Origin of the sequence: Streptomyces lavendulae subsp. lavendulae, from assembly GCF_002803845.1 — a bacterium.
Taxonomy (GTDB): Bacteria; Actinomycetota; Actinomycetes; order Streptomycetales; family Streptomycetaceae; genus Streptomyces; species Streptomyces lavendulae.
On the sequence record NZ_CP024985.1, the window covers coordinates 2,698,925 to 2,719,121 of the forward strand.

Consider the following 20,197-nt stretch of genomic DNA (forward strand, 5'->3'; position numbering starts at 1 on the left):
CTCCCCCGCGCCGGCCGCCAGCACCGATAATCGGCAGACCGCGGGAGCACCGCACCACCGAGGGAAGGGCCGCACATGGGCACCCAGCAGGAGAAGGACGAGCTGTACGCGCTCGACATCAGCGGCGTCGAATGGCAGGGCCCGCCCGGGACCAGCCCGGACGAGGAGCGGGTCGAGATCGCCAAACTGCCCGAGGGCGCGGTGGCGATGCGGTCCTCGCTGGACCGCGACACGGTGCTGCGGTACACGGCGGCCGAATGGGAGGCCTTCGTCCTGGGGGCCCGGGACGGGGAGTTCGACCTCACCTGAGGGTGGTCGCGCATGCGCGAAGGGGGCGCGCCCCGGGTGGGCGCGCCCCCTTCGCGCGGGCGCCGTGCCGGTGGGTACCGGGCTCAGAAGGCCTCGGTGAACAGGCGCGAGGCCTTCACGTCGGTGGCACGGTAGTCGCCCTTGCCGCGCTCGATGATCTGGGCGACCTTTTCGAGCTCCTGCTGCATGTGGTCGGCGCGGCGGTGGTACTTCGTCTGGAGGTTGACGTACTCCAGGTGCGCCTCACCGTCCCAGGTGTCGGTGACGACCTTCACGGCCGCCTCCATCTCGTCGAGGTCCTTGAGGATGTTCTTCGAGACGACGCGGATGCGGTCCGCCATCTGCTGGACGCTCTCGTACCGTACCCGGGTGTGGCCGTCGGTGCCGGACATGATCTTCTCCTTCGCGGTGGGGTTGCTGGGGACGGCGCCGGACTCAGATGCCGTCGAGGCCCGAACGGCCGCCGCTGCCGCCGCCGATCGAGTTGAACGCGGCGCGCACCTCGTCGTCCTGGGCGTTGGTCAGGTTCTTGGTCTGCGAGACGGCGTTGTGCAGCACGCCGAGCAGGCGGCGGATCTCGTCGTGGTCGATGTTGAGGTCCGACTGGGCCTTCTTGAAGCCCTCGGCACCCACACCGGTCCAGCCCGCGCTGACGGTGGCCAGGATGTCGGCCAGCTCGCGGGACTGCGTGGTCACGGCGTTGGCCGTCTCGGAGATCTTGTTGGCCGCCTTGACGACCGGATCGTCCGCAAGACCGAAGTTGTTCGTCATCCGAAGCTCCTCACTTCTCAATTCCCCGGCAGAACCGGCGGATTGCAGGGCGGAGCGGACCTTCGCGGCGCGGAATTCCAGCCACGCGCAACGCACTTCCCCCTCCGCTTCACGAATCCCCCGATCACAGTCGTGAAGCCTGCGGTCACTCTAGCCAGTTCGGGTTCCGCGCCCAACACCGGTGGGCCGTCACCGTAGATGAACCGTTACCGTTCACTGCAAAGGGTGTCGGCGGCGTCGGCGGGCCTCGCGGACGACCGTCGCGGTGGCGGCGATGACGGCGATGAGCACGGCGCCGACGCCCAGAGCGTACGTGCCGATCCGCTCCTCGCGCTCCTGGACGGTCTCCGACAGGGCGAGTTCGGCGGCCCGGGGCGCGGCCGCCGGGGGCGGGCCCGGGTCGGGGACGGGGGCCCGGGGAGCCTCGCGGTCCTGGGTGACGGCGCGGACCGGGTCCACCACACCCCATCCGACGTAGTCGTCACGGCCGTTGACGGCGCGCTCGGCGGTGTTCTGGATCTGCCAGACCACCTCCTGCGGGGTCCACTGCGGGTGCTCGGCGCGCAGCAGGGCCGCGACCCCGGCCACGTAGGGGGCGGAGAAGCTGGTGCCGTTGTCGATGCACTGGCCGAAGCCGGGGACGGTGGAGACCATGTCGACACCGGGGGCGGCGACGCCGATGAAGTCGCCGGGCTGGGAGAACGCGGCGCGTTCGTTGTTGCGGTCGGAGGAGGCCACGGCCAGGACCCCGGGGAAGGCTGCGGGATAGGTGCGGCGCTTCTGGCCGGTCAGGCCGTCGTTGCCGGCCGAGGCGACGACCACCGCCTTGGCGTCCAGGGCCCGCTGGACGGCCTTGCCCAGGTCGGAGTCGGGGGTGAGCGGGGCGTCGGTGTCCTGGGAGATGTTGATGACCTGGGCGCCCTTGGCCACCGCGTGGTCGATGGCCTGGGCGAGGGTGGCGGCGTTGCCGTTGCCCTGGCCGTCGTTCTGCCGGATGGGGATGACGGTGGCCTCGGGGGCGAGGCCGACGAAGCCGGTGCCCTCCTGGGGGCGGGCCGCGATCAGGCCGGCGACCTTGGTGCCGTGCCCGACGGTGTCGTTGGTGCCGTCGCCGCCCTTGGGGTCGAGGAAGTCCCGGCCGGCACCGGGATCGAGGGCGCCGGAGAGCTGCGGGTTGGCGCGGTCCACGCCGGTGTCGATGACGGCGACGCGGACGCCCTTGCCCTTGGTCCGCGCCCACAGCGCGTCCAGCATGAGCCGCTGGAGGGCCCAGGGCCGGTCGGCGATCTGCTTCTTCATGGGGAAGGTGCACTCCCCCGCCCCGGCGAGCCGCAGGGCGTACGGGGGTGGCGGCGGCGCGGACCGGGCGCCGGGCGCGGCGCCGGCACCGGCACCGGCACCGGCACCGGCACCGCACGCCGCGACGAGGGCGAGCGCGGCGCCCGCCAGGACGGCGCGGGGCGTCTGCGGCACGGACGGCCTCCTCATGAACCCTGCGGCTGACGGGCGGAGTTGGTGTCGAGGCGGGGTCCCTTGGAGAGGAACTCCGACCAGGCGATCGGCACCATGGCGGGCACGACCCCGCCGTAGCCGAGCCGGATCTGCGCCTGACTGGCCTCGGGACGGCCGTCGCCGCCCCCGCCCGGGGCCTGCGGGTCGGGCGCGCCGATCTTCGACTGCGCGGCGTCGCTGTCGCCGTTGGCCTGGACTGCGTAGCGCAGGCCGGTGTCGGTGACCAGGAACAGCGACCCGCCGGCGGTGGTCTGGCGGCCCTGGACCTGGGTGTAGAGCAGTCCGGTTCCGGGGGTGACGTAGGAACTGGTGCCGCTCGCGGCGATGTCGACGGGGAAGCCGGTCCCGGCCCAGGTGCTCAGCGTCTGGTTGCCCTGCCCGTCGACCGAGCGCAGCACGTTGCAGACGGTGTCGCGCCGTTCGGCGCCCTGCGGGGCGCCCGGGGTGTCGGCGACCCGGTTGACCTGCGGTCCGCGCTTGCGCGGCCAGCGGGCCTCCTCCTTGAAGGGGGTGGCGTCGGGGCCCAGGGACTGCAGGTCGATCTCGTGGGCCTTGCCGTGCATGTTGAGGCTGTCGGTGGCGGGCGAGGAGATCAGCAGCCAGGCCACGAACTCCGAGACGGGGGCGACCCGGTCGGGCAGGACGACGTAGTGCTGCGTTCCGGAGCCGGTCTGGGCGGTCAGCACCATGCCGACCCTGGCGTCGGCCGCGCCCAGGCCCGGTACCGCCGCGTTCGCGCCCGGGGTGCCGGGCAGTTGCGGGAAGGCCAGGTCGTCGCCCGCGTTGAGGGTGGCGAGCCACTCCGCGGTGACCGGCTGCGGGGTGGCGCCGGTGCCGACGAGGGCCGTGGTGAGGGTCGCGGAGTCCGGCCTGCCCTCCGGGAAGCGATACCTGGTCCCGGCAGCGTCCACGAGGAAGCGCTCCTTGGCCCCGCCGGTGCTCTGCACGTACAGCACCTGGCCGTCGGCGGTGCGGCGCGCGTCGTCGAGCAGTCCGGCCTCGCGGTCGGCGAGGACGAACGCCGCAGTCTGGACGCCCCGGCCGTTGCCGCCGGGCTGCTGGCAGACGGCCCAGCGCTTGGCCTTGCCCGCGTCCTGCTTCGCGGGGAGCCGGTCGGGGGCGTAGGGGATGCCGATGATGGGGCCGCGCGGGGGTTTGCCCGCGTCGAGCACCTTGTCCTCGACCTGGACGACCTTGAACTTCTGCGGGTCGAGGAGGAGCCGCGCGGAGGCCAGGTTCAGCACGGGGTGCAGCCGGGTCTGGTCCTTGCCGCCGACCTTGGTGGTCAGGACCACGTACCGGGTCGTCGACTGCCTGCCGACGATGACGGTCGCGCCGGGCTCGTCCCAGCCCTTGGGGGCCTGTGGCCGGAACATGCCCCAGGCTCCGAAGCCCGCGACCACGAGCGCCCCGATCACGACCCCGGGCACGACGGCGCGCAGCGGCCTGGGGGCGCCCTCCTCGGTACCGGTGGCCGAGGGCTGCAGGAACGCTGCCACCGTGCGCCGCTTCGCGAAGGTGTACGCGTTGAGCTCATCACGTCGTGATGCCATGACCGCCTGCTTCTCCCCGCACGGCCCGGTCGGTGGGTCCGTTCCCCGGGCCTTGGTTGTCGGACCGGGGACCTACTATGCCTCTTGACGGAGGGTCGGCCGGGGGCGGGTAGGCTGGGAAGTCGGCTCAGCGCCTTCCGGACCGGGGCGGTCAGGACTTGTCGGGGTGGATCGTGGAGGTTCCGGAGCGGGCGGCCGCTGCCGCACGGTGCCGGACGCGCCGGGTCCGCCCCCTTGATGGGGAGGTGCGCGAGTGAGGGCCACCGTGACGGAGCCGCAGGCGGCCTCGGCCGCGCCCGTACGGAGCGCCGTGACGCCGCATCCGAGGTCGGGCCCGGGCCGGTTCGGACCGTTCCGGCTGCAACAGCTGGTGCTCCTCCAACTCGCGGCGGCCGTACTGCTCGTGGCGTGGGTGGTGGAGCCGCTGCTGCTGGTGCCCGCCGGCGTCCTGGCCCTCGTCCTGGTACTGCTGGCCGTCGTACGCCGCCACCAGCGGTCCCTGCCCGAGTGGATCGGCGGCGCGCTCGCGCTGCGGGCCCGGCGCCGCAGGGCCGCGTCGCTCGCGGTGCCCGCGGGGACCGAGCCGGGGCTGGCTCCGCTGGTCGAGGCCGATCCGGCGCTTCGGACGCTGACCTTCAGCGACCGTGACCGGCGGCCGGTGGGCATGGTCGGCGACGGGACCTTCCTGACGGCCGTGGTCCAGGTGGACATGGACGCCACCGCGCTGCGCCCGGACCGGGGGGCGCGGCCGCTGCCGCTGTCCGCCGTACGGGACGTCCTCGAAGTGGACGGCATCCGGCTGGAGTCGGCGCAGCTCGTCCAGCACACGCAGCCCGCCCCGGCCCCGCACCTGCCCGCCCGGTCGATGGCGGCGCTCAACTACGCCCCGCTCCAGGCCCGGACGGGCACCCCGGCCGTGCGGCTGACGTGGATCGCGCTCAAGCTCGACCCCGAACTGTGCCCGGAGGCCGTCGCCGCCCGCGGCGGCGGTCTGGCGGGGGCGCAGCGGTGTCTGGTGCGGGTCGCGGACCAGCTGGCGAGCCGGCTGGCCGGGGCCGGGTTCCGGGCCGCCGTGCTGACGGAGCAGGAGCTGACGGGCGCGCTCGCGACCTCCTCCTGCGCGAACCCGATGGCGATCACCCAGGCGGGACGTTCCGCGAGCACCGGCCGGCGCACGGAGGAGACCCCGCGGACCTGGCGCTGCGACGACCGGCGGCACACGACGTACTGGATAGCCCGCTGGCCGCAGTTGGGCGGTACTGGGGCGGCACTGCCGCAGTTCGTGGCCCTGCTGACCTCGCTGCCCGCGCTGGCGACGAACTTCAGCCTGACGATGGCCCCGGCCGAGCGGCAGGGCGTGACGCTGACCGGGCACGTCCGGGTGACCGGGCGCAGCGACGAGGAGCTCGTCGCGGCCCGGCGGGAACTGGAGCGGACCGCGCGGGGCGTGCGGACGGGGCTGGTCCGGCTGGACCGGGAACAGGTGCCGGGGCTGCTGGCCTCGCTGCCGTTGGGAGGAGCGCGGTGACGGGCCCGGCGAGGAGAGCGGTCAGGGGCGGCTTCGGGCTGATCGGGCCGCGCCGGGAGCGGCACGTGGTCCCGGCGGGCGATCTGGACGCGCTGGCGCTGCCCGTCGGGGACGACGGGGTCGTCATCGGGGTGGACGCGGAGGGCCGCCCGGCGGTGCTCGGCGTGAACCGGCCCACGCCGTACGAGGTCACGCTGATCGGCGGGCTGTGGACGGCCCAGGTGCTGGCCCTGCGGACGGCGGCGACCGGGGCCCGGGTCGCGGTCGAGACGGGGCGCGCGCAGGTGTGGTCCGGGCTGGCCCGGGCGGCCGGCGGCGGGCAGCAGTGCGTGACCCTGCACGACGTGGGCCGGGTGCCGCCGCAGGGCGCCTCGGCGGGCAGTCCGGTGCTGGTGGTCCGGGACTGCGGGATGCGGCCGCCGCGCGGAAGGGTGGTGGCGGGGCCGTGGCAGTCCGTGCTGACCCTGCTGCCGTACCTGAGCCCGACGGCTCCGCGGCTGCTGAGGAACTCCTCGCTGGTGGGGGTGCAGCGGGTGTCCCCCGACGAGGCGGAGCGGATCGGCGTGCTGATGGAGCTGCCGCGGGCGGCGGTGGAGTCCCTGCCGACGCTCGGGGACGGGGTGACGCTGTGGTGTACGCCCCGGGACCGGAAGTTCGTGATGACGCAGGGCACGGAAACGGAGACGGGCCTGCTGGGCGCGGCGCGGCGCATCGACTGAACCGACGGGGGCGGTGGTGCGCGATGACGGTTGCTCAGGGCGCGGGTGGCCTGTAGGCAGGAGTACGGGGGCGTGACCTCGGGGGCCGTCGGTCCGCGGGGCGCGATTAGGCTGAGCGCGGGCGCGGCGTCGAGGTGGGCGCCCGACCGGTGTTCGACAGACCAGGAGGACCAGTGAGCGGCGATCGGAACGAGAGGCGCGGCGGGACGTGGGACGTCCCGACGGACGATCAGTCCGACGCGGAGCCCGATGTGACGGGCGAGTTCACCATCGACTACACCCCGCCGGCCTGGTACACGCAGGGCGCGTCGACGCCTGCCGCGCCGGTCCCGGGGCTGCCGGGGCTGCCCGAGGGCAGCGGCTTCGAACCCCACCGGCCGTCGGACGTGGTCTCCCCGCCGACGATGCGGATCGCTCCGCCGGTTCCGCGCACCCCGTCCGACACGCCGCCGCCGGCCGAGACCGCACTGCCCGGGTTCCCGGCCCCGGCGGACGCGGGCACCCCCGTCCTCCCGCCCCAGGGCCCGACCGGCTTCCCGGCCCCGGCCGACACCCCGCCGCCCGCAGCCCCGGCGGACGCCACTCCGCCCGCGTTCCCGGCGCAGGGCCCGGCCGACGCCCCGGCTCCGGCTCCGGCTCCGGCTCCGGCTCCGGCTCCGGCTCCGGCTCCGGCTCCGGCTCCGGCTCCGGCTCCGGCTCCGGCTCCGGCGGACGCTGCGCCGCCCGCGTTCCCGGCGCAAGGTCCGGCCCCCTTCCCGGCCGACCCCCCGGCCGCCGCGCCGTCCGCGTTGCCGGCGCAGGGTCCGGTCCCCTTCCCGACTCCGGCCGACGCCCCGCCGCCGTTCGCAGCCCAGGCCTCTGCGGACGCCGCGCCGCCCGCACACCCGGCTCAGGGCCTGGCGGCCTTCCCGGCCGATGCGCCGCCGTTCGCAGCCCAGGGCCAGGCCCCGGCGGACGCCGCTCCGCCCGCATACGCGGCGCCGAGCCCGACCGGCTCCTCGGCCCCCGCTCCTGCGGACGTCGCGCCGCCCGCGTTCCCGACGCAGGGTCCGGCCGACGCGCCCGCCCACCCGGGCCCGGCCGACGCAGTGCCCGCGTTCCCGGCCCAGGGCCAGGCCCCGGCCGATACCGCTCCGCCCGCATACGTGGCGCAGGGCCCGACCGGCTCCCCGGCCCCGGCCGACGCTCCCGCTGTGCCGTTCCCGGCCGGTTACCCGGCGCAGGGTCCGGTTGACGCCGTGTCCCCCGTCCAGGCCGCGGAGGGGGCGGGTCCGGCGGATTCCTCCGGCTCCGAGGGAGCGGCCCCGGCCGACGCCCCCTTCCGGGTGCCGGTGGTGGAGCCCATCGCCGTGCCCGCGCCGCCGGAGGTGCCGGCCGCGCCCCGGACCGCCACGCCCCCCGAGGGCGTGGCGGTGCCCCAGGACGCCCCGCAGGGTCCGTACGCCGCCGCGCCCTCTCCCGCGGATACTCCGTTCGGGGGACCCGGCGCCGGGGGTGAACTGCCGCCGCTGCCGCCCGCGTTCCCGTCCTCGGGTCCGCCCCAGGGGTACGGGTTCCCGCCCGTCACCCCGCAGCAGCCCCAGGCCCAGCCCCCGCAGGGGTACGGTTTCCCGCCGCCGCAGGCCACCGGGCAGGCCACCCCGCAGGCGGCGCCGCAGGCCCCCGCCCCCTGGCCCCAGCAGGCCGCGCAGCCGCACCCGCAGGGCCCGTACCAGCAGCAGCCCGGCCAGGGCCCCGGCGCGCCGCTGGGCTACACCGCCGCCGTCGAGCTGTCCTCCGACCGCCTGATCCGCGCCAAGCAGAAGCCCAAGCCCACCCGCTCCGGCTTCCGTTTCGGCGGCAAGGCCGCCGAGGCCGACCGCCAGCGGAAGCTCGAACTCATCCGCACCCCGGTGATGTCCTGCTACCGCATCGCCGTCATCAGCCTCAAGGGCGGCGTCGGCAAGACCACGACCACCACCGCCCTCGGTGCGACCCTCGCCACCGAGCGCCAGGACAAGATCCTGGCCATCGACGCGAACCCCGACGCCGGCACCCTCGGCCGCCGCGTCCGCCGCGAGACCGGCGCGACGATCCGCGACCTGGTCCAGGCGATCCCGTACCTGCACTCGTACATGGACATCCGGCGGTTCACCTCGCAGGCCCCCTCGGGCCTGGAGATCATCGCCAATGACGTCGACCCGGCGGTCTCGACGACCTTCAACGACGAGGACTACCGCCGCGTCATCGAGACGCTCGGCCGCCAGTACCCGATCATCCTCACCGACTCGGGCACCGGACTCCTCTACTCCGCCATGCGCGGGGTCCTGGACCTGGCCGATCAGCTGATCATCATCTCGACCCCGTCGGTGGACGGCGCGAGCAGCGCCAGCACCACCCTCGACTGGCTGTCCGCCCACGGGTACGCGGACCTGGTCTCGCGCTCCCTCACCGTCATCTCCGGGGTCCGCGAGACCGCCAAGATGATCAAGGTCGAGGACATCGTGCAGCACTTCGAGACCCGCTGCCGCGGGGTCGTCGTGGTGCCCTTCGACGAACACCTGGCGGCCGGCGCCGAGGTGGACCTGGACCTGATGCGGCCCAAGACGCGGGAGGCGTACTTCACGCTCTCCGCGCTGGTCGCCGAGGACTTCGTCCGTGCGCAGCAGCAGGGCGCGCAGGCGCACTGGGGCGGACCCCAGCAGCACCAGCAGCACCCGCAAGCCCCGCAGCCCCAGCAGCAGCCGTACCCCCAGCAGGCACCGCAGGCCCCGCAGGCCCCGGCCCCGCAGCCGGCGGGCCCGTACCAGCAGCCCCAGCAGCAGCCCCCGTACGGCGGCCAGCCCTACCCGCAGCCCGGCCAGCCCTGGCAGCAGCCCCCGGGCCAGCCCCCGCGCGACCCGCGCCTCGGCTGAGAGCGAGAGGGCCCGTACCGTCCCCAGGACGGTACGGGCCCTCTCGGCTCGCGCGGCGCGTCAGCGCTCGGAGTCGTACGCCTCCGTCAGCACCCGCGCCCGCTTCACGTCGTCGGCGATCGCCTCCAGCAGCCCGTCAAGCGACTCGAACTTCGCCATGCCCCGCACGTACGCGAGGAAGTCGACGGACACGTGCATCCCGTACAGGTCCAGCCCCACGCGGTCGATCGCGTACGCCTCGACGGTCCGCTCGGTGGCGTCGAACTGCACGTTCGTGCCGACCGAGATCGCCGCCGGCATCCGCTCGCCGTCCGCCGTCAGCCAGCCCGCGTACACCCCGTCGGCCGGGATCGCGGTGTGCGGCTGGGTCTCGACGTTCGCCGTGGGGTAACCGAGCTCGCGGCCGCGCTGCGCACCGCGCACCACGACGCCCTCGACCCGGTGCGGGCGGCCGAGGATCTCGGCGGCGCCGTCCATGTCCCCCTCGGCGACGAGCCTGCGCGCGAGGGTGGACGAGAACGGCACCCCGCCGCCCGCCTCGCCGCGCTCCACCAGGTCCACGACCTCGACCTCGTAGTCGTACGTGGCGCCCAGCTCGGTCAGGAAGTCGACGTTCCCGGCGGCCCGGTGGCCGAAGCGGAAGTTCGGGCCCTCGATGACGGCGCGCGCGTGCAGCTTGTCGACCAGCACCTTCACGATGAAGTCGGCCGGGGACAGCTGCGAGAACTCCGCCGTGAAGGGCAGGATCAGCAGTGCGTCGACCCCGAGACCGGCCATCAGTTCGGCACGGCGGTCGTAGGGGGCCAGGATCGGCGGGTGGCTGCCCGGCCGGACCACCTCGCTGGGGTGCGGGCTGAAGGTGACGACCACCGAGGGCACGCCGAGGGCCCGCGCCTTCTCCACGGCCCGCCCGATGATCAGCTGGTGTCCCCGGTGCACACCGTCGTAGGAGCCGATGGTGACGACGCTGCGTCCCCAGTCCTGGGGGATGTCCTCCAAGCCACGCCAGCGCTGCACTGTGACCGCTCCTCGCCCGAACCCGTGTAGTCCCTGTACTGATTGCCGATTGCAGGTCTAAGACTGCCATGCCGGTGGCCGGGGCCCCGCATCGGCGTCCGGCTCAGGGGCGGGCCGCCTCATGTGACGTCAGGGGCGGCCCTGCTGAGGGTCTCCACGGTACGCCGGGCACCGGGTCCGAGGAGGGCCGCGGCATCCGCCTCCGCGTCCGTGAGCCAGCGGGCGACCAGCGCCCCGAACGCCGGATCGGCCCGGGCCAGCTCCACCGTGCGGTGCTCGAACACCACGGGCCCGCCGGGGGCCCGCAGCAGCCGGCGGCCGGTCCGCCGCAGCAGCTCCCGGGTGCGCTCCTCGGGGCGTACGGGGGCCGCGGCGGCGAGGGCCTCCAGGAAGGTGCCCAGGACCGACGGATCTTCCTCCTCGCGCAGCAGTACGTCGGCCAGCTCGCCGCGCAGCGTCCGCGAGGGCTCCCCGCCCGGCGCCGCCAGTACGCGGGCCAGCTCGGACCGCACCGCCGAGGGGGCCGTGCGCAGGAGGTCCAGGACGAGGGCGCGCAGCACGGGCCCGGCGGCCGGGCCCTGTTCCAGGCGCCGGTCGACGAACGCGGCGGCGTGCGGGGCGTCCTCGGGGTGGCCGGCCAGGTGGTCCCGTACGAGGTCGCCCGCGCGCCGGGCCAGCCCGGGAGTGGTCAGCGCGGCCAGCGCGCGCAGCACCTCGCCGTCGGCGCGGGCCCGCAGGGCGGCGAACACGGCGTCCGGGTCGGGGAGTACGGGCAGGGCCGCGACCAGTGCGGAGGCGGGCAGCCGGGCTCCGCTGCCGGGGTCGCGGAAGCAGTCGAGGGCATCGGGCAGGTAGCGGGCCCGCACCTGGGGGTCGCGCAGCAGCACGGCGAGGGCGCTGCCGTGCAGGGGGGCGTCGCCGGGGCGGGCGAGCAGCGCCTGGGCGGCGTGGCGCAGCAGCTCCCGGTCGGCGGTGCTGCGCACGTGGGGGGCGGTCGCGAGGCCGTACGCGGCCGCGGCCACGCGGCGGCCGGGGCGCTCGTCGTGTGCCCAGCGGTGGACGGCGCGGGACAGGGCGGAGGGCTCGTCCTCGGCGAGGACGGCGAGCAGTTCGTCGGCGCGGGGGTGTCCGGCGCCGACGAGGGCCTCGGTGAGGTCGTCGACGGCCAGCGCCCGGTGGGTGTGCAGGAGGGCCTGGGCGGCGGTGGCCACGGTGGCTCCGGGGCGGCCGCGCAAGCGGCGTTCGTCGGTGAACCAGGCGCAGACCAGCGGCAGGACGAGCCGCGGGGCGCGGACGAGACGGCGGGCGGCGGCCTCCAGGTAGTGGTGGTCGGAGGGCAGCAGGCGGCGCAGCAGGTCGAGCCGGTCGGACTCGGGCAGCCGGAGCCGGTTCCAGAACCAGCCGCCGAACTCCCCGGGGCCCGCGCGGGCCACGTGCTCGGCGAGGGCGTGCAGGACGGGGAGGTGGGGGGCGGCGTCGGGGGCCCCGAGCAGGGTGCCGCGCAGCAGCCGGGCGGCCCACCAGACGCGGTCGGGGTGGACGGGGCCGTCCGGCTCCGCCGGCTGTTCCGTGAAGCTGTTGAGGGCGCCGACCAGGCGGTTCAGCACACCCCGGGTCTCGGCGGTCGGGAGCCGCCGCAGGGCCTCCAGGACGGGCCCGATGCGGTGCCGGGGCACGGGCGGCCCGGGAGTGGCGGGGCCGTGGTGGACGAGGGCGTCAAGGGCGGTGGGGACGTCGAGGTGGGCCGCCTGGAGCCAGTCGGAGAGCTCCTCGTGGGCGAAGCGGTAGCCGGGGCCGGCGGGGACGAGGAGGCCCTCGGTGAGGACGGCGGAGGCCCAGCCGGTGCGCCAGGGGAACAGTTCCTCGAAGGAGGCCCGGTCCAGCTGGCCCTGCCCGGGGCCGAGGCAGCGCCGGGCGGCCTCGTGCACCCGCCCGGCCACCCGCGCGGCAAGCCGCCGCACCCCGGGCCCGTACACCACCCCCAGCCCGCCACTCACGGGCCCCGGGTCCCGACCCCCGTCCCACGGACGGCCCGCGCCGTCGCCACCGGCCCCCGCGGGTCCCGGGGCACGACCCTGGGCTCCCGGATTACCCGAGTCACAGCCATCGGCACCCGCGGGTCCGGGGTCCCGGCCCCCGTCCCATGCACCATCCAGGCCACGGTCACCGGCCCCTGCGGGCCCCGGGTCGCGACCCTGGGCCCCCGGACGACCCGCGCCACGGCCCTCGGCCCATGGACGGCCCGCGTCACAGTCGTCGGCACCCGTAGGTCCCGAGGCAGGGCCATCGGCCCGTGGTTGGCCCGGGGCGCCGGCCCATGCCGGGTCGGTGCCGGGCCTCGCCCCGGCGCGGTGGGCGCCGGTGGTCCGGGTCCCGGCGGGCCACGCCCCGTACCCGGCCGAGCCGGGGCCGTCACCAGCCATCGGCCAGGCACCGGGCGATCCGGCCGTCCGCGGCCGCGGGATCCCGCCGTCCGGGGCGGGGCCCCGGCGGTTCCGCTCCCCGTCCCCCCGGACGCCACCGGCCGGGCCACCGGCGGACCCGGGGCCCGGACCCTGAGCACCGGCGGCTCCGGGCACACCGCCGCGCGTCCCGTCCGCGGGGTCCGGGCCATCGAAGCGCCCGCCGCCGAAGCCCGGACCCCCGACCTGCGCGCCACCGGAGTCCACGCCCCCGGCGTACCAGCCGCCAAAGCCCGCACCCCGGGCATACGCGCCATCAGGGTCCGAGCCACCGGCCTGCGCGTCACCGGGGTAGCCGCCGTCGAGGTCCGCGCCGTCGGCGGGCCGCCCGTCGGGGGCCGTGTCGCCGGGGGTGTGGGGGCGGTGGGTGGGGTCGGGTGGTGGAGGGGGAGCGGGGTGCGGGGTTCGCGCGGCGTCGGTGGGTGTGTCGGGGCCCGTGTGGGACCGCGGCGGGACGCCGGGGGGCCGCCCGGTGTCGGCGACGGCGATGCGGACGGCCACGCGCAGGGCCACCAGGTCCAGGTGCGCCGCGAACACCTCGTCGCGCCCCGGGCGGCCCGCCGTGACCCCGGCGGCCCGGATCCCGGCGAGCAGGCTCAGGGTGAGGGGGTGCCGGGCGTCGGCCTCCCGCACGGCGTCGTCCGGGATCCCCAGACGGGCCCGCGCCGTCCGCGCCTCGTCCGGGGTCAGGTCCCCGACCGGGAGCGCGGGCGGCAGCCGCCGGGCCGCCCGGTCCGGGGTGTGCAGCATCCCCGGCGGGTACAGCTTCCCGGCCCCCTCCCAGTATTCGGGCCGTGCGGCGACCACCAGCCTGGCCCCGGTCCCGCGCAGCCACCCGGCGGTGGCTCCGGTCCACGGCGCGAGGCGGTGTGCGAGCTGCGGCGGCATCTCCTCGGGGGTGTCCAGCACGACCAGCAGCGCCCGCCCCGCGGCCGCCGCCAGCCCGGCCACCCGCTCGGCCGTCCCCTGCGGCACGGGCCCCGCCCCGCCGGCGGTGACGATCCGGCCGGCCGCTTCGAGGGCCCGTGTCACGGCGTCGGCCAGGGAGGCGTCCCCGCCCCGCAGGTCGGCCCCGCGCAGCCACAGCGTCGGCGCGGGGAGGGGGCCGCGCGCGCGGTCGGCGGCGAGGGCGGCGAGGGCGGTGGTGCGGCCGGTGCCGGGGGCGCCGACCAGGCCCAGGACCGGGCGCTCGCCCGTGGTGAAGGCCGCGAGCCCGGCGGCGACCGCGGGGCGCGGCACGGGTTCCGCCGCGGCGTCGGGCGCGGGCGCGGTGCCGAGGGCCGGGGCCGGGGGGAATACCGAGCCGAGGGCGGTCGCGGTCAGCTCCAGCACCCCGGCGAGGTTGAGGTCGGCCCCGTACCCCGGCACGGTGGCGGAGTTGCGTTCCAGCAGGGCCGCGAGGGGGCCGCCGGGCGCCGCCGCGGCGCAGGCGCGCAGCGGGACGGCGAAGTTCCCGGAGCGGTGCTCCGTGCCGAGAGCGGTGCCGAGGACCGCGAGCACCGCTCCGGTCTCCGCGTCGAGGACCGGCCCCCCGCAGGTCTCCGCGCCCCGCCTGAGGGCGTCCCGGCCGTCCGTGCCGATCGCCAACTCGACGGTGGCGGGCAGGAGATGGGCGCGGCCGGCCGCGGTGTAGGTGACCTCCGCACCGGCCGCGAGCACCCGCGCCTGGCGCCAGCCCCGCGCGGGGAGGCGTACGTACGTCCCCGGAGGGATCTCCTCGCACGCCGCGACCGGCAGCGGCCGCAGCCCCAGCCCGTCGGTCCGTACGAGGGCCAGCCCGAGGTCCGGCAGGGGGGTCACGTCCTGCGGGCCGGCGGGCCAGCTACGGCCCTCCGGAGCGTGCAGGACCACCCGGCCCGGTCCGTCGACGGCCGCGTGGCTGGTGATCACCGTGCCGCGGTCGTCGGCCACGAAGCCGCTGCCGCGCGGCCGTCCGGCCTCGTCGCAGACCAGCACGAGCCTCAGCGCCTCGCCCGCGGCGTCACCGGCACCCGGTTCCGCCCCGGCGGCTCCCGTGCCCGGGCGCGCGCCGGAGCCCCGGCCCGGACCCGCGCCGAAGTCCGTCCGAGGCTCGGCCCCGCAACTCCTCGTACCGCCGGTGACCTCGTCCGTCATCGCCGCACCACTCCCCTGCCGCGGGACCCCTGGTCACGACGGTAGGCAAGTGAAGATCAGCACGAAAAGCACGCGGTGCGAAAGCGCCCCCTTACGCTCCCCGCATTCACTCCGAGCGCCTGCTCGGACGGGTGAATACGGGGCTCCGGGTGGATAGAGACCTACCCGAGGGGGGTCGTGGAGCGGTGAGCGGCAGTCCGTGTGCGCTCACCGCTCCACGTCGGCATCCCGACCGGCTCAGACGAAGACCGCGAGGGACTTCGCCTTGCCGTTCTTGCTCTCCACGAGCCCGAGCAGCTGCCCCTCGGGCCCGTAGACGGCGACCGTCCGGCCGTCCTGGTACTCGTCCGGCATCTCGATCCGCACCCCGTTGGCGAGCAGCGAGGCCCGCCGGGCGTCCAGGTCCCAGCGCGGGAAGGCGGCGGCAGCCGCCTCGCCGATCGGCATCACGGTCAGCTCCTCCTGGAGCTGGTCCAGCGTCCGCGCGCGGTCGAGCTTGTACGGGCCCACCCGCGTGCGCCGCAGCGCCGTGAGGTGGCCGCCCACGCCGAGGTCGGCGCCCAGGTCGCGGGCGAGGGCTCGGATGTACGTACCGCTGGAGCAGACGACGGAGACGACGAGGTCGACGACCTTGGTGCCGTCCTCGGCCTCCGCCTCCCGCATGTCGTACACCTGGAACGACGAGATGGTCACCGGCCGGGCCGGGATCTCGAAGTCCTCGCCGTCGCGGGCGCGCTTGTAGGAGCGCACGCCCTTGATCTTGATGGCGCTGACCTTGGACGGGACCTGCATGATGTCGCCGGTCAGCTTCGCGATGCCGGCGTCCACCGCCTCGCGGGTCACCCCGGAGGCGTCGGCCGACGAGGTGATCTCGCCCTCGGCGTCGTCCGTGAGGGTGTACTGCCCGAGACGGATGGTCCCGAGGTACTCCTTCTCGGTCAGCGCGAGGTGGCCGAGGAGCTTGGTGGCCTTCTCCACGCCGAGGACGAGGACGCCCGTCGCCATCGGGTCGAGGGTGCCGGCGTGGCCGACGCGACGGGTCTTGGCGATCCCGCGCATCTTGGCGACCACGTCGTGCGAAGTGAAGCCGGACGGCTTGTCGACGATGACAAGGCCGTCCGGAGTCTTCCCTGCGTTGCTGCTCATTCCGCGGCTGCGTCCTCGTCGTCCTCGTCGCCCGGCTTCTTGTACGGGTCGGCGTCGCCGGCGTACTGGGCGCCGGAGGAGACCTCCCGCACCTGGGCGTCGGAGGCGCGCGCCTTGTCGAGGAGGTCCTCGATGGTCTTGGCGTTCTCCGGGAGGGCGTCCGCGACGAAGGTCAGGGTGGGCGTGAACTTGGTCCCCGCCGCCCGGCCGACCGCGGAGCGCAGTACGCCCTTGGCGCTTTCGAGGCCCGCGGCCGCGCTGGCCCGGTCCTCGTCGTCGCCGTAGACCGTGTAGAAGACCGTGGCCTCCCGCAGGTCGCCGGTGACCCGGGTGTCCGTGATGGTCACGTGCGTACCGAGGCGGGGGTCCTTGACGCCGCGCTGCAGCTTCTCGGCAACCACCTCCCGGATGAGGTCCGCCAGCTTCTTCGCCCGCGCATTGTCGGCCACTGGTCCGTCTCCTTCTTCCTTGCAGACAAGCAATCAGTCTTCATCACCGTGGAACCGCCGCCTCACGGACAGCAGCTCCACTTCCGGACGCGCCGCGACCAGCCGCTCACAGCGGTCGAGCACGTCCGATACGAACCCCGCGTCCCCGCTCACCAGGGCGACCCCTATACGGGCCCTGCGGTGCAGGTCCTGGTCTCCCACCTCGGCCGCGCTCACGGAGAACTTGCGTTGGAGCTCGGCGACGATGGGCCGGACGACGGAGCGTTTCTCCTTCAGCGAGTGGACGTCGCCGAGGAGCAGATCGAAGGACAGAGTCCCCACGTACATGCAGTTCCGGATGTCCCGCCGGTGCGGGTTAGGTGGCCCGCCGGGCCGTCGCCCGGAGGGATCTCCCGGTCGCGCGAGCGGCCGGTCACCAGAACCGTACACGCAACGGCCGGGGCCGATCGACGGATATTCCGCCGACCGGCCCCGGTGTTACAGCTGACTACGACACGGTGCGAACCGCCTCGCGCTTACGCGCGGGGCTTCTCGCGCATCTCGTACGTCGCGATGACGTCGTCGATCTTGATGTCGTTGAAGGAACCGAGGTTGATACCACCCTCGAAGCCCTCGCGGATCTCGGTGACGTCGTCCTTGAAGCGGCGCAGACCGGAGATGGTGAGGTTCTCGGCGATGACCTTGCCATCGCGCAGGAGCCGCGCCTTGGTGTTGCGCTTGACCTCGCCGGAGCGGATGAGGACACCCGCGATGTTGCCCAGCTTGGACGAGCGGAAGATCTCGCGGACCTCCGCCGTACCGAGCTCGACCTCTTCGTACTCCGGCTTGAGCAGACCCTTGAGGGCCGCCTCGATCTCCTCGATGGCCTGGTAGATCACCGAGTAGTAGCGGACGTCGACGCCCTCGCGGTCCGCCATCTGCGCGGCACGGCCCACGGCACGGACGTTGTAGCCGATGACGATGGCGTCGGAGCCCATCGCCAGCGAGATGTCCGACTCCGTGACCGCACCCACACCGCGGTGCAGGACGCGGATGTCGACCTCTTCGCCGACGTCGAGCTGCAGCAGCGAGGACTCCAGGGCCTCGACCGCACCGGACGAGTCGCCCTTGATGATGAGGTTGAGTTCCTGGACCAGACCGGCCTTGAGGACCGAGTCGAGGTCTTCCAGGGACACCCGGCGGACGCGCTTGGCGAAGTTGGCGTTGCGCTCACGCGCAGCACGCTTCTCGGCGATCTGACGGGCGGTGCGGTCCTCGTCGACGACGAGGAAGTTGTCGCCGGCGCCGGGGACGTTGGTGAGACCCAGGACCAGGACGGGGGTCGAGGGACCCGCTTCCTCGATGTTGTTGCCCTTGTCGTCGAGCATGGCGCGCACACGGCCGTAGGCGTCGCCCACGACCATCGTGTCGCCGACGCGGAGGGTACCGCGCTGGACGAGGACGGTGGCGACGGCACCGCGGCCACGGTCGAGGTGGGACTCGATCGCAATACCCTGAGCGTCCTGCTCGGGGTTGGCGCGCAGGTCGAGCGAGGCGTCGGCGGTGAGGACGACGGCCTCCAGCAGGGAGTCGATGTGCAGACCCTGCTTGGCGGAGATGTCGACGAACATCGTGTCGCCGCCGTACTCCTCGGCGACCAGACCGAACTCGGTGAGCTGACCGCGCACCTTGACCGGGTCGGCACCCTCGACGTCGATCTTGTTGACCGCGACGACGATCGGGACGCCGGCGGCCTTGGCGTGGTTGAGCGCCTCGATCGTCTGCGGCATGACGCCGTCGTTGGCCGCGACCACGAGGATCGCGATGTCGGTCGACTTCGCACCACGGGCACGCATGGCGGTGAACGCCTCGTGACCCGGGGTGTCGATGAAGGTGATCTTGCGGTCTTCACCGTTGACCTCGGTGCCCACCTGGTAGGCACCGATGCCCTGGGTGATGCCACCGGCCTCGCCCGCGACGACGTTCGTCTTGCGGATGGCGTCGAGCAGGCGGGTCTTACCGTGGTCGACGTGACCCATGACGGTGACGACCGGCGGACGCGGCATGAGGTATTCCTCGCCGCCCTCGTCCTCGCCGAACTCGATGTCGAAGCCCTCAAGGAGCTCGCGGTCCTCTTCCTCCGGGCTGACGATCTGAACCTGGTAGTTCATCTCGCCGGCCAGCATTTCGAGGGTCTCGTCGGAGACGGACTGCGTGGCCGTGACCATTTCGCCGAGGTTCATCATCACGGCGACGAGCGACGCCGGGTTGGCGTTGATCTTCTCCGCGAAGTCGGTGAGGGACGCACCGCGCGACAGGCGAACGGTCTCGCCGTTGCCGCGGGGCAGCATCACGCCGCCGACGGACGGGGCCTGCATGGCCTCGTACTCCTGGCGCCTCTGACGCTTGGACTTGCGGCCACGACGGGCCGGACCGCCGGGACGGCCGAAGGCACCCTGCGTGCCACCACGGGCACCGGGACCACCGGGACGCCCGCCGAAGCCGGGACGACCGCCGCCACCGGCACCGGCCGGACCGCCGCCGAAGCCGCCGCCACCCGGACGCGGGCCGCCGAAGCCGCCGCCCGCCGGACGCGAGCCCGGACCGGCCGGACGGCCGGCGAAGCCGCCGCCGGGACGACCGGCGCCACCGGGACGGGGACCGCCCGCACCGGGACCACGGCCACCGGGGCCGCCACCGGGACGGGGACCGGGACCACCGGCAGCGGGACGCTGCGGCATCATGCCCGGGTTGGGACGGTTACCGCCGGGAGCACCACCGGGACGCGGGGCGCCGCCCTGCGGACGGGGCATGCCGCCCGGGGTCGGACGGGCGCCGCCGGGACCCTGCGGACGCGGAGCGCCACCGGGGCCGCCCTGCGGACGCGGAGCACCCTGGCCGCCGCCGGCGCCGGGGGCACCGGGACGGGGAGCGCCGGCCGGACGGGGCGCCTGCGGGCGCGCCATGCCGGTCGAGCCACCGGAGGTGAAGGGGTTGTTGCCCGGACGGGGACCGGCCGGACGGGCGCCCTGGGGACGCGGGGCCTGGGCGCCACCGGGGCGCGGGGCCTGGGCACCGGGGGTGGCGCCGGCCGGACGCGGGGCGCCGGGACGGGCACCGCCCTGACCACCCTGCGCCGGACGCTGCTGCGCCGGACGGGGGCCGGGGGCCGCGGCGGGACGCTCGGTGCGCGCCGGGGCGGCCGGGGCCGCCGGAGGCGCGGAGAACTCGGTCGCCACGGGAGCCGCCGGAGCGGGCTTCGGGGCGGGAGCCTTGGGACCGGGACGCGGGCCGGGAGCGGCCGGAGTCACCGGGGCGCTGACCGCCGGAGCCTCGGCAGCGGCGGGCTTGGGAGCCACCGGTGCGCCGGGCTTGGGGGCAGCAGGACGTGCCGCGGCGGCCGGGGAGGGCGCCGCGGGCTTGGCGGGCGCGGCCTTGCGGGGCGCGCCGGGCTTCGCAGCGGACTTGCCGGCGTTGCCGCCGGGCCCCTGCAGTGCGTCAGTCAACTTGCGTACAACCGGCGCCTCGATCGTCGAGGACGCCGAACGGACGAATTCACCGAGTTCTTGGAGCTTGGCCATGACGACCTTGCTCTCCACCCCGAACTCCTTGGCGAGTTCGTATACCCGGACCTTAGCCACTTCGCTCCTTTTAGGTCCGGGTTACGCCGGACCGTCGCTACTTCATGGGCGTACTCATCGCGTACTCATCGAGTGCTCATCGCAATCTCGACCTACTTCCAA

The 20,197-nt window shown here is 75.1% G+C and carries 14 protein-coding genes; 4 read left to right on the plus strand and 10 right to left on the minus strand.

Annotated features, from left to right (window positions below):
* Positions 1 to 75: 75 nt before the first annotated feature.
* Positions 76 to 309: a DUF397 domain-containing protein gene (locus SLAV_RS11140; RefSeq protein WP_030227593.1), complete on the plus strand. Its 234-nt coding sequence runs from the start codon at positions 76 to 78 to the stop codon at positions 307 to 309.
* A gap of 83 nt (positions 310 to 392) precedes the next feature.
* On the opposite strand, the gene SLAV_RS11145 is transcribed toward SLAV_RS11140, so the two are convergent.
* The 4 genes from SLAV_RS11145 to eccB all read right to left on the minus strand — a co-directional run bounded on the left by SLAV_RS11145 (position 393) and on the right by eccB (position 4,145).
* Positions 393 to 701, minus strand: a complete 309-nt coding sequence (locus SLAV_RS11145; protein ID WP_030227590.1) for a WXG100 family type VII secretion target — start codon at positions 699 to 701, stop codon at positions 393 to 395.
* A 43-nt stretch (positions 702 to 744) separates the two neighbouring features.
* Complete coding sequence (locus SLAV_RS11150; RefSeq protein ID WP_030227588.1) at positions 745 to 1,080, minus strand: WXG100 family type VII secretion target; 336 nt, start codon at positions 1,078 to 1,080, stop codon at positions 745 to 747.
* 213 nt (positions 1,081 to 1,293) lie between these two features.
* Positions 1,294 to 2,553, minus strand: coding sequence for a type VII secretion-associated serine protease mycosin (gene mycP / locus SLAV_RS11155; RefSeq protein ID WP_234333481.1), 1,260 nt, complete (start codon positions 2,551 to 2,553; stop codon positions 1,294 to 1,296).
* 11 nt (positions 2,554 to 2,564) lie between these two features.
* Positions 2,565 to 4,145, minus strand: coding sequence for a type VII secretion protein EccB (gene eccB, locus SLAV_RS11160; protein ID WP_030227584.1), 1,581 nt, complete (start codon positions 4,143 to 4,145; stop codon positions 2,565 to 2,567).
* A 265-nt stretch (positions 4,146 to 4,410) separates the two neighbouring features.
* On the opposite strand from eccB, the gene eccE reads away from it, so the two are divergent.
* From eccE to SLAV_RS11175, 3 genes are all read left to right on the plus strand, one after another.
* Entirely contained in the window at positions 4,411 to 5,673 is a 1,263-nt protein-coding gene (gene eccE / locus SLAV_RS11165) for a type VII secretion protein EccE (protein ID WP_234333480.1), read from the plus strand.
* Complete coding sequence (locus SLAV_RS11170) at positions 5,670 to 6,392, plus strand: hypothetical protein (RefSeq protein ID WP_030227580.1); 723 nt, start codon at positions 5,670 to 5,672, stop codon at positions 6,390 to 6,392. Before eccE ends, SLAV_RS11170 begins: the two co-directional genes overlap by 4 nt.
* Positions 6,393 to 6,565: 173 nt before the next feature.
* On the plus strand, positions 6,566 to 9,286 hold the full coding sequence (locus SLAV_RS11175; protein ID WP_100660864.1) for an SCO5717 family growth-regulating ATPase: 2,721 nt from the start codon (positions 6,566 to 6,568) through the stop codon (positions 9,284 to 9,286).
* Between the two features lie 60 nt (positions 9,287 to 9,346).
* Here the strand turns inward: SLAV_RS11175 and SLAV_RS11180 are convergent, their stop codons facing one another.
* The 6 genes from SLAV_RS11180 to infB all read right to left on the minus strand — a co-directional run bounded on the left by SLAV_RS11180 (position 9,347) and on the right by infB (position 20,095).
* The gene (locus SLAV_RS11180; RefSeq protein ID WP_030227574.1) at positions 9,347 to 10,303 is read right to left on the minus strand and encodes a bifunctional riboflavin kinase/FAD synthetase; all 957 of its coding nucleotides are present in this window, start codon (positions 10,301 to 10,303) and stop codon (positions 9,347 to 9,349) included.
* A 119-nt stretch (positions 10,304 to 10,422) separates the two neighbouring features.
* The gene (locus tag SLAV_RS11185) at positions 10,423 to 14,880 is read right to left on the minus strand and encodes a S1 family peptidase (protein ID WP_051840517.1); all 4,458 of its coding nucleotides are present in this window, start codon (positions 14,878 to 14,880) and stop codon (positions 10,423 to 10,425) included.
* 237 nt (positions 14,881 to 15,117) lie between these two features.
* Positions 15,118 to 16,026, minus strand: coding sequence for a tRNA pseudouridine(55) synthase TruB (truB, locus tag SLAV_RS11190; RefSeq protein WP_030227572.1), 909 nt, complete (start codon positions 16,024 to 16,026; stop codon positions 15,118 to 15,120).
* A complete protein-coding gene (gene rbfA / locus SLAV_RS11195; protein ID WP_030227571.1) occupies positions 16,023 to 16,475 on the minus strand; it encodes a 30S ribosome-binding factor RbfA in 453 nt (150 codons plus the stop codon). Before rbfA ends, truB begins: the two co-directional genes overlap by 4 nt.
* Positions 16,476 to 16,508: 33 nt before the next feature.
* Entirely contained in the window at positions 16,509 to 16,802 is a 294-nt protein-coding gene (locus SLAV_RS11200; protein WP_030227569.1) for a DUF503 domain-containing protein, read from the minus strand.
* Between the two features lie 188 nt (positions 16,803 to 16,990).
* The gene (infB, locus tag SLAV_RS11205) at positions 16,991 to 20,095 is read right to left on the minus strand and encodes a translation initiation factor IF-2 (RefSeq protein ID WP_078950194.1); all 3,105 of its coding nucleotides are present in this window, start codon (positions 20,093 to 20,095) and stop codon (positions 16,991 to 16,993) included.
* Positions 20,096 to 20,197: the final 102 nt, after the last annotated feature.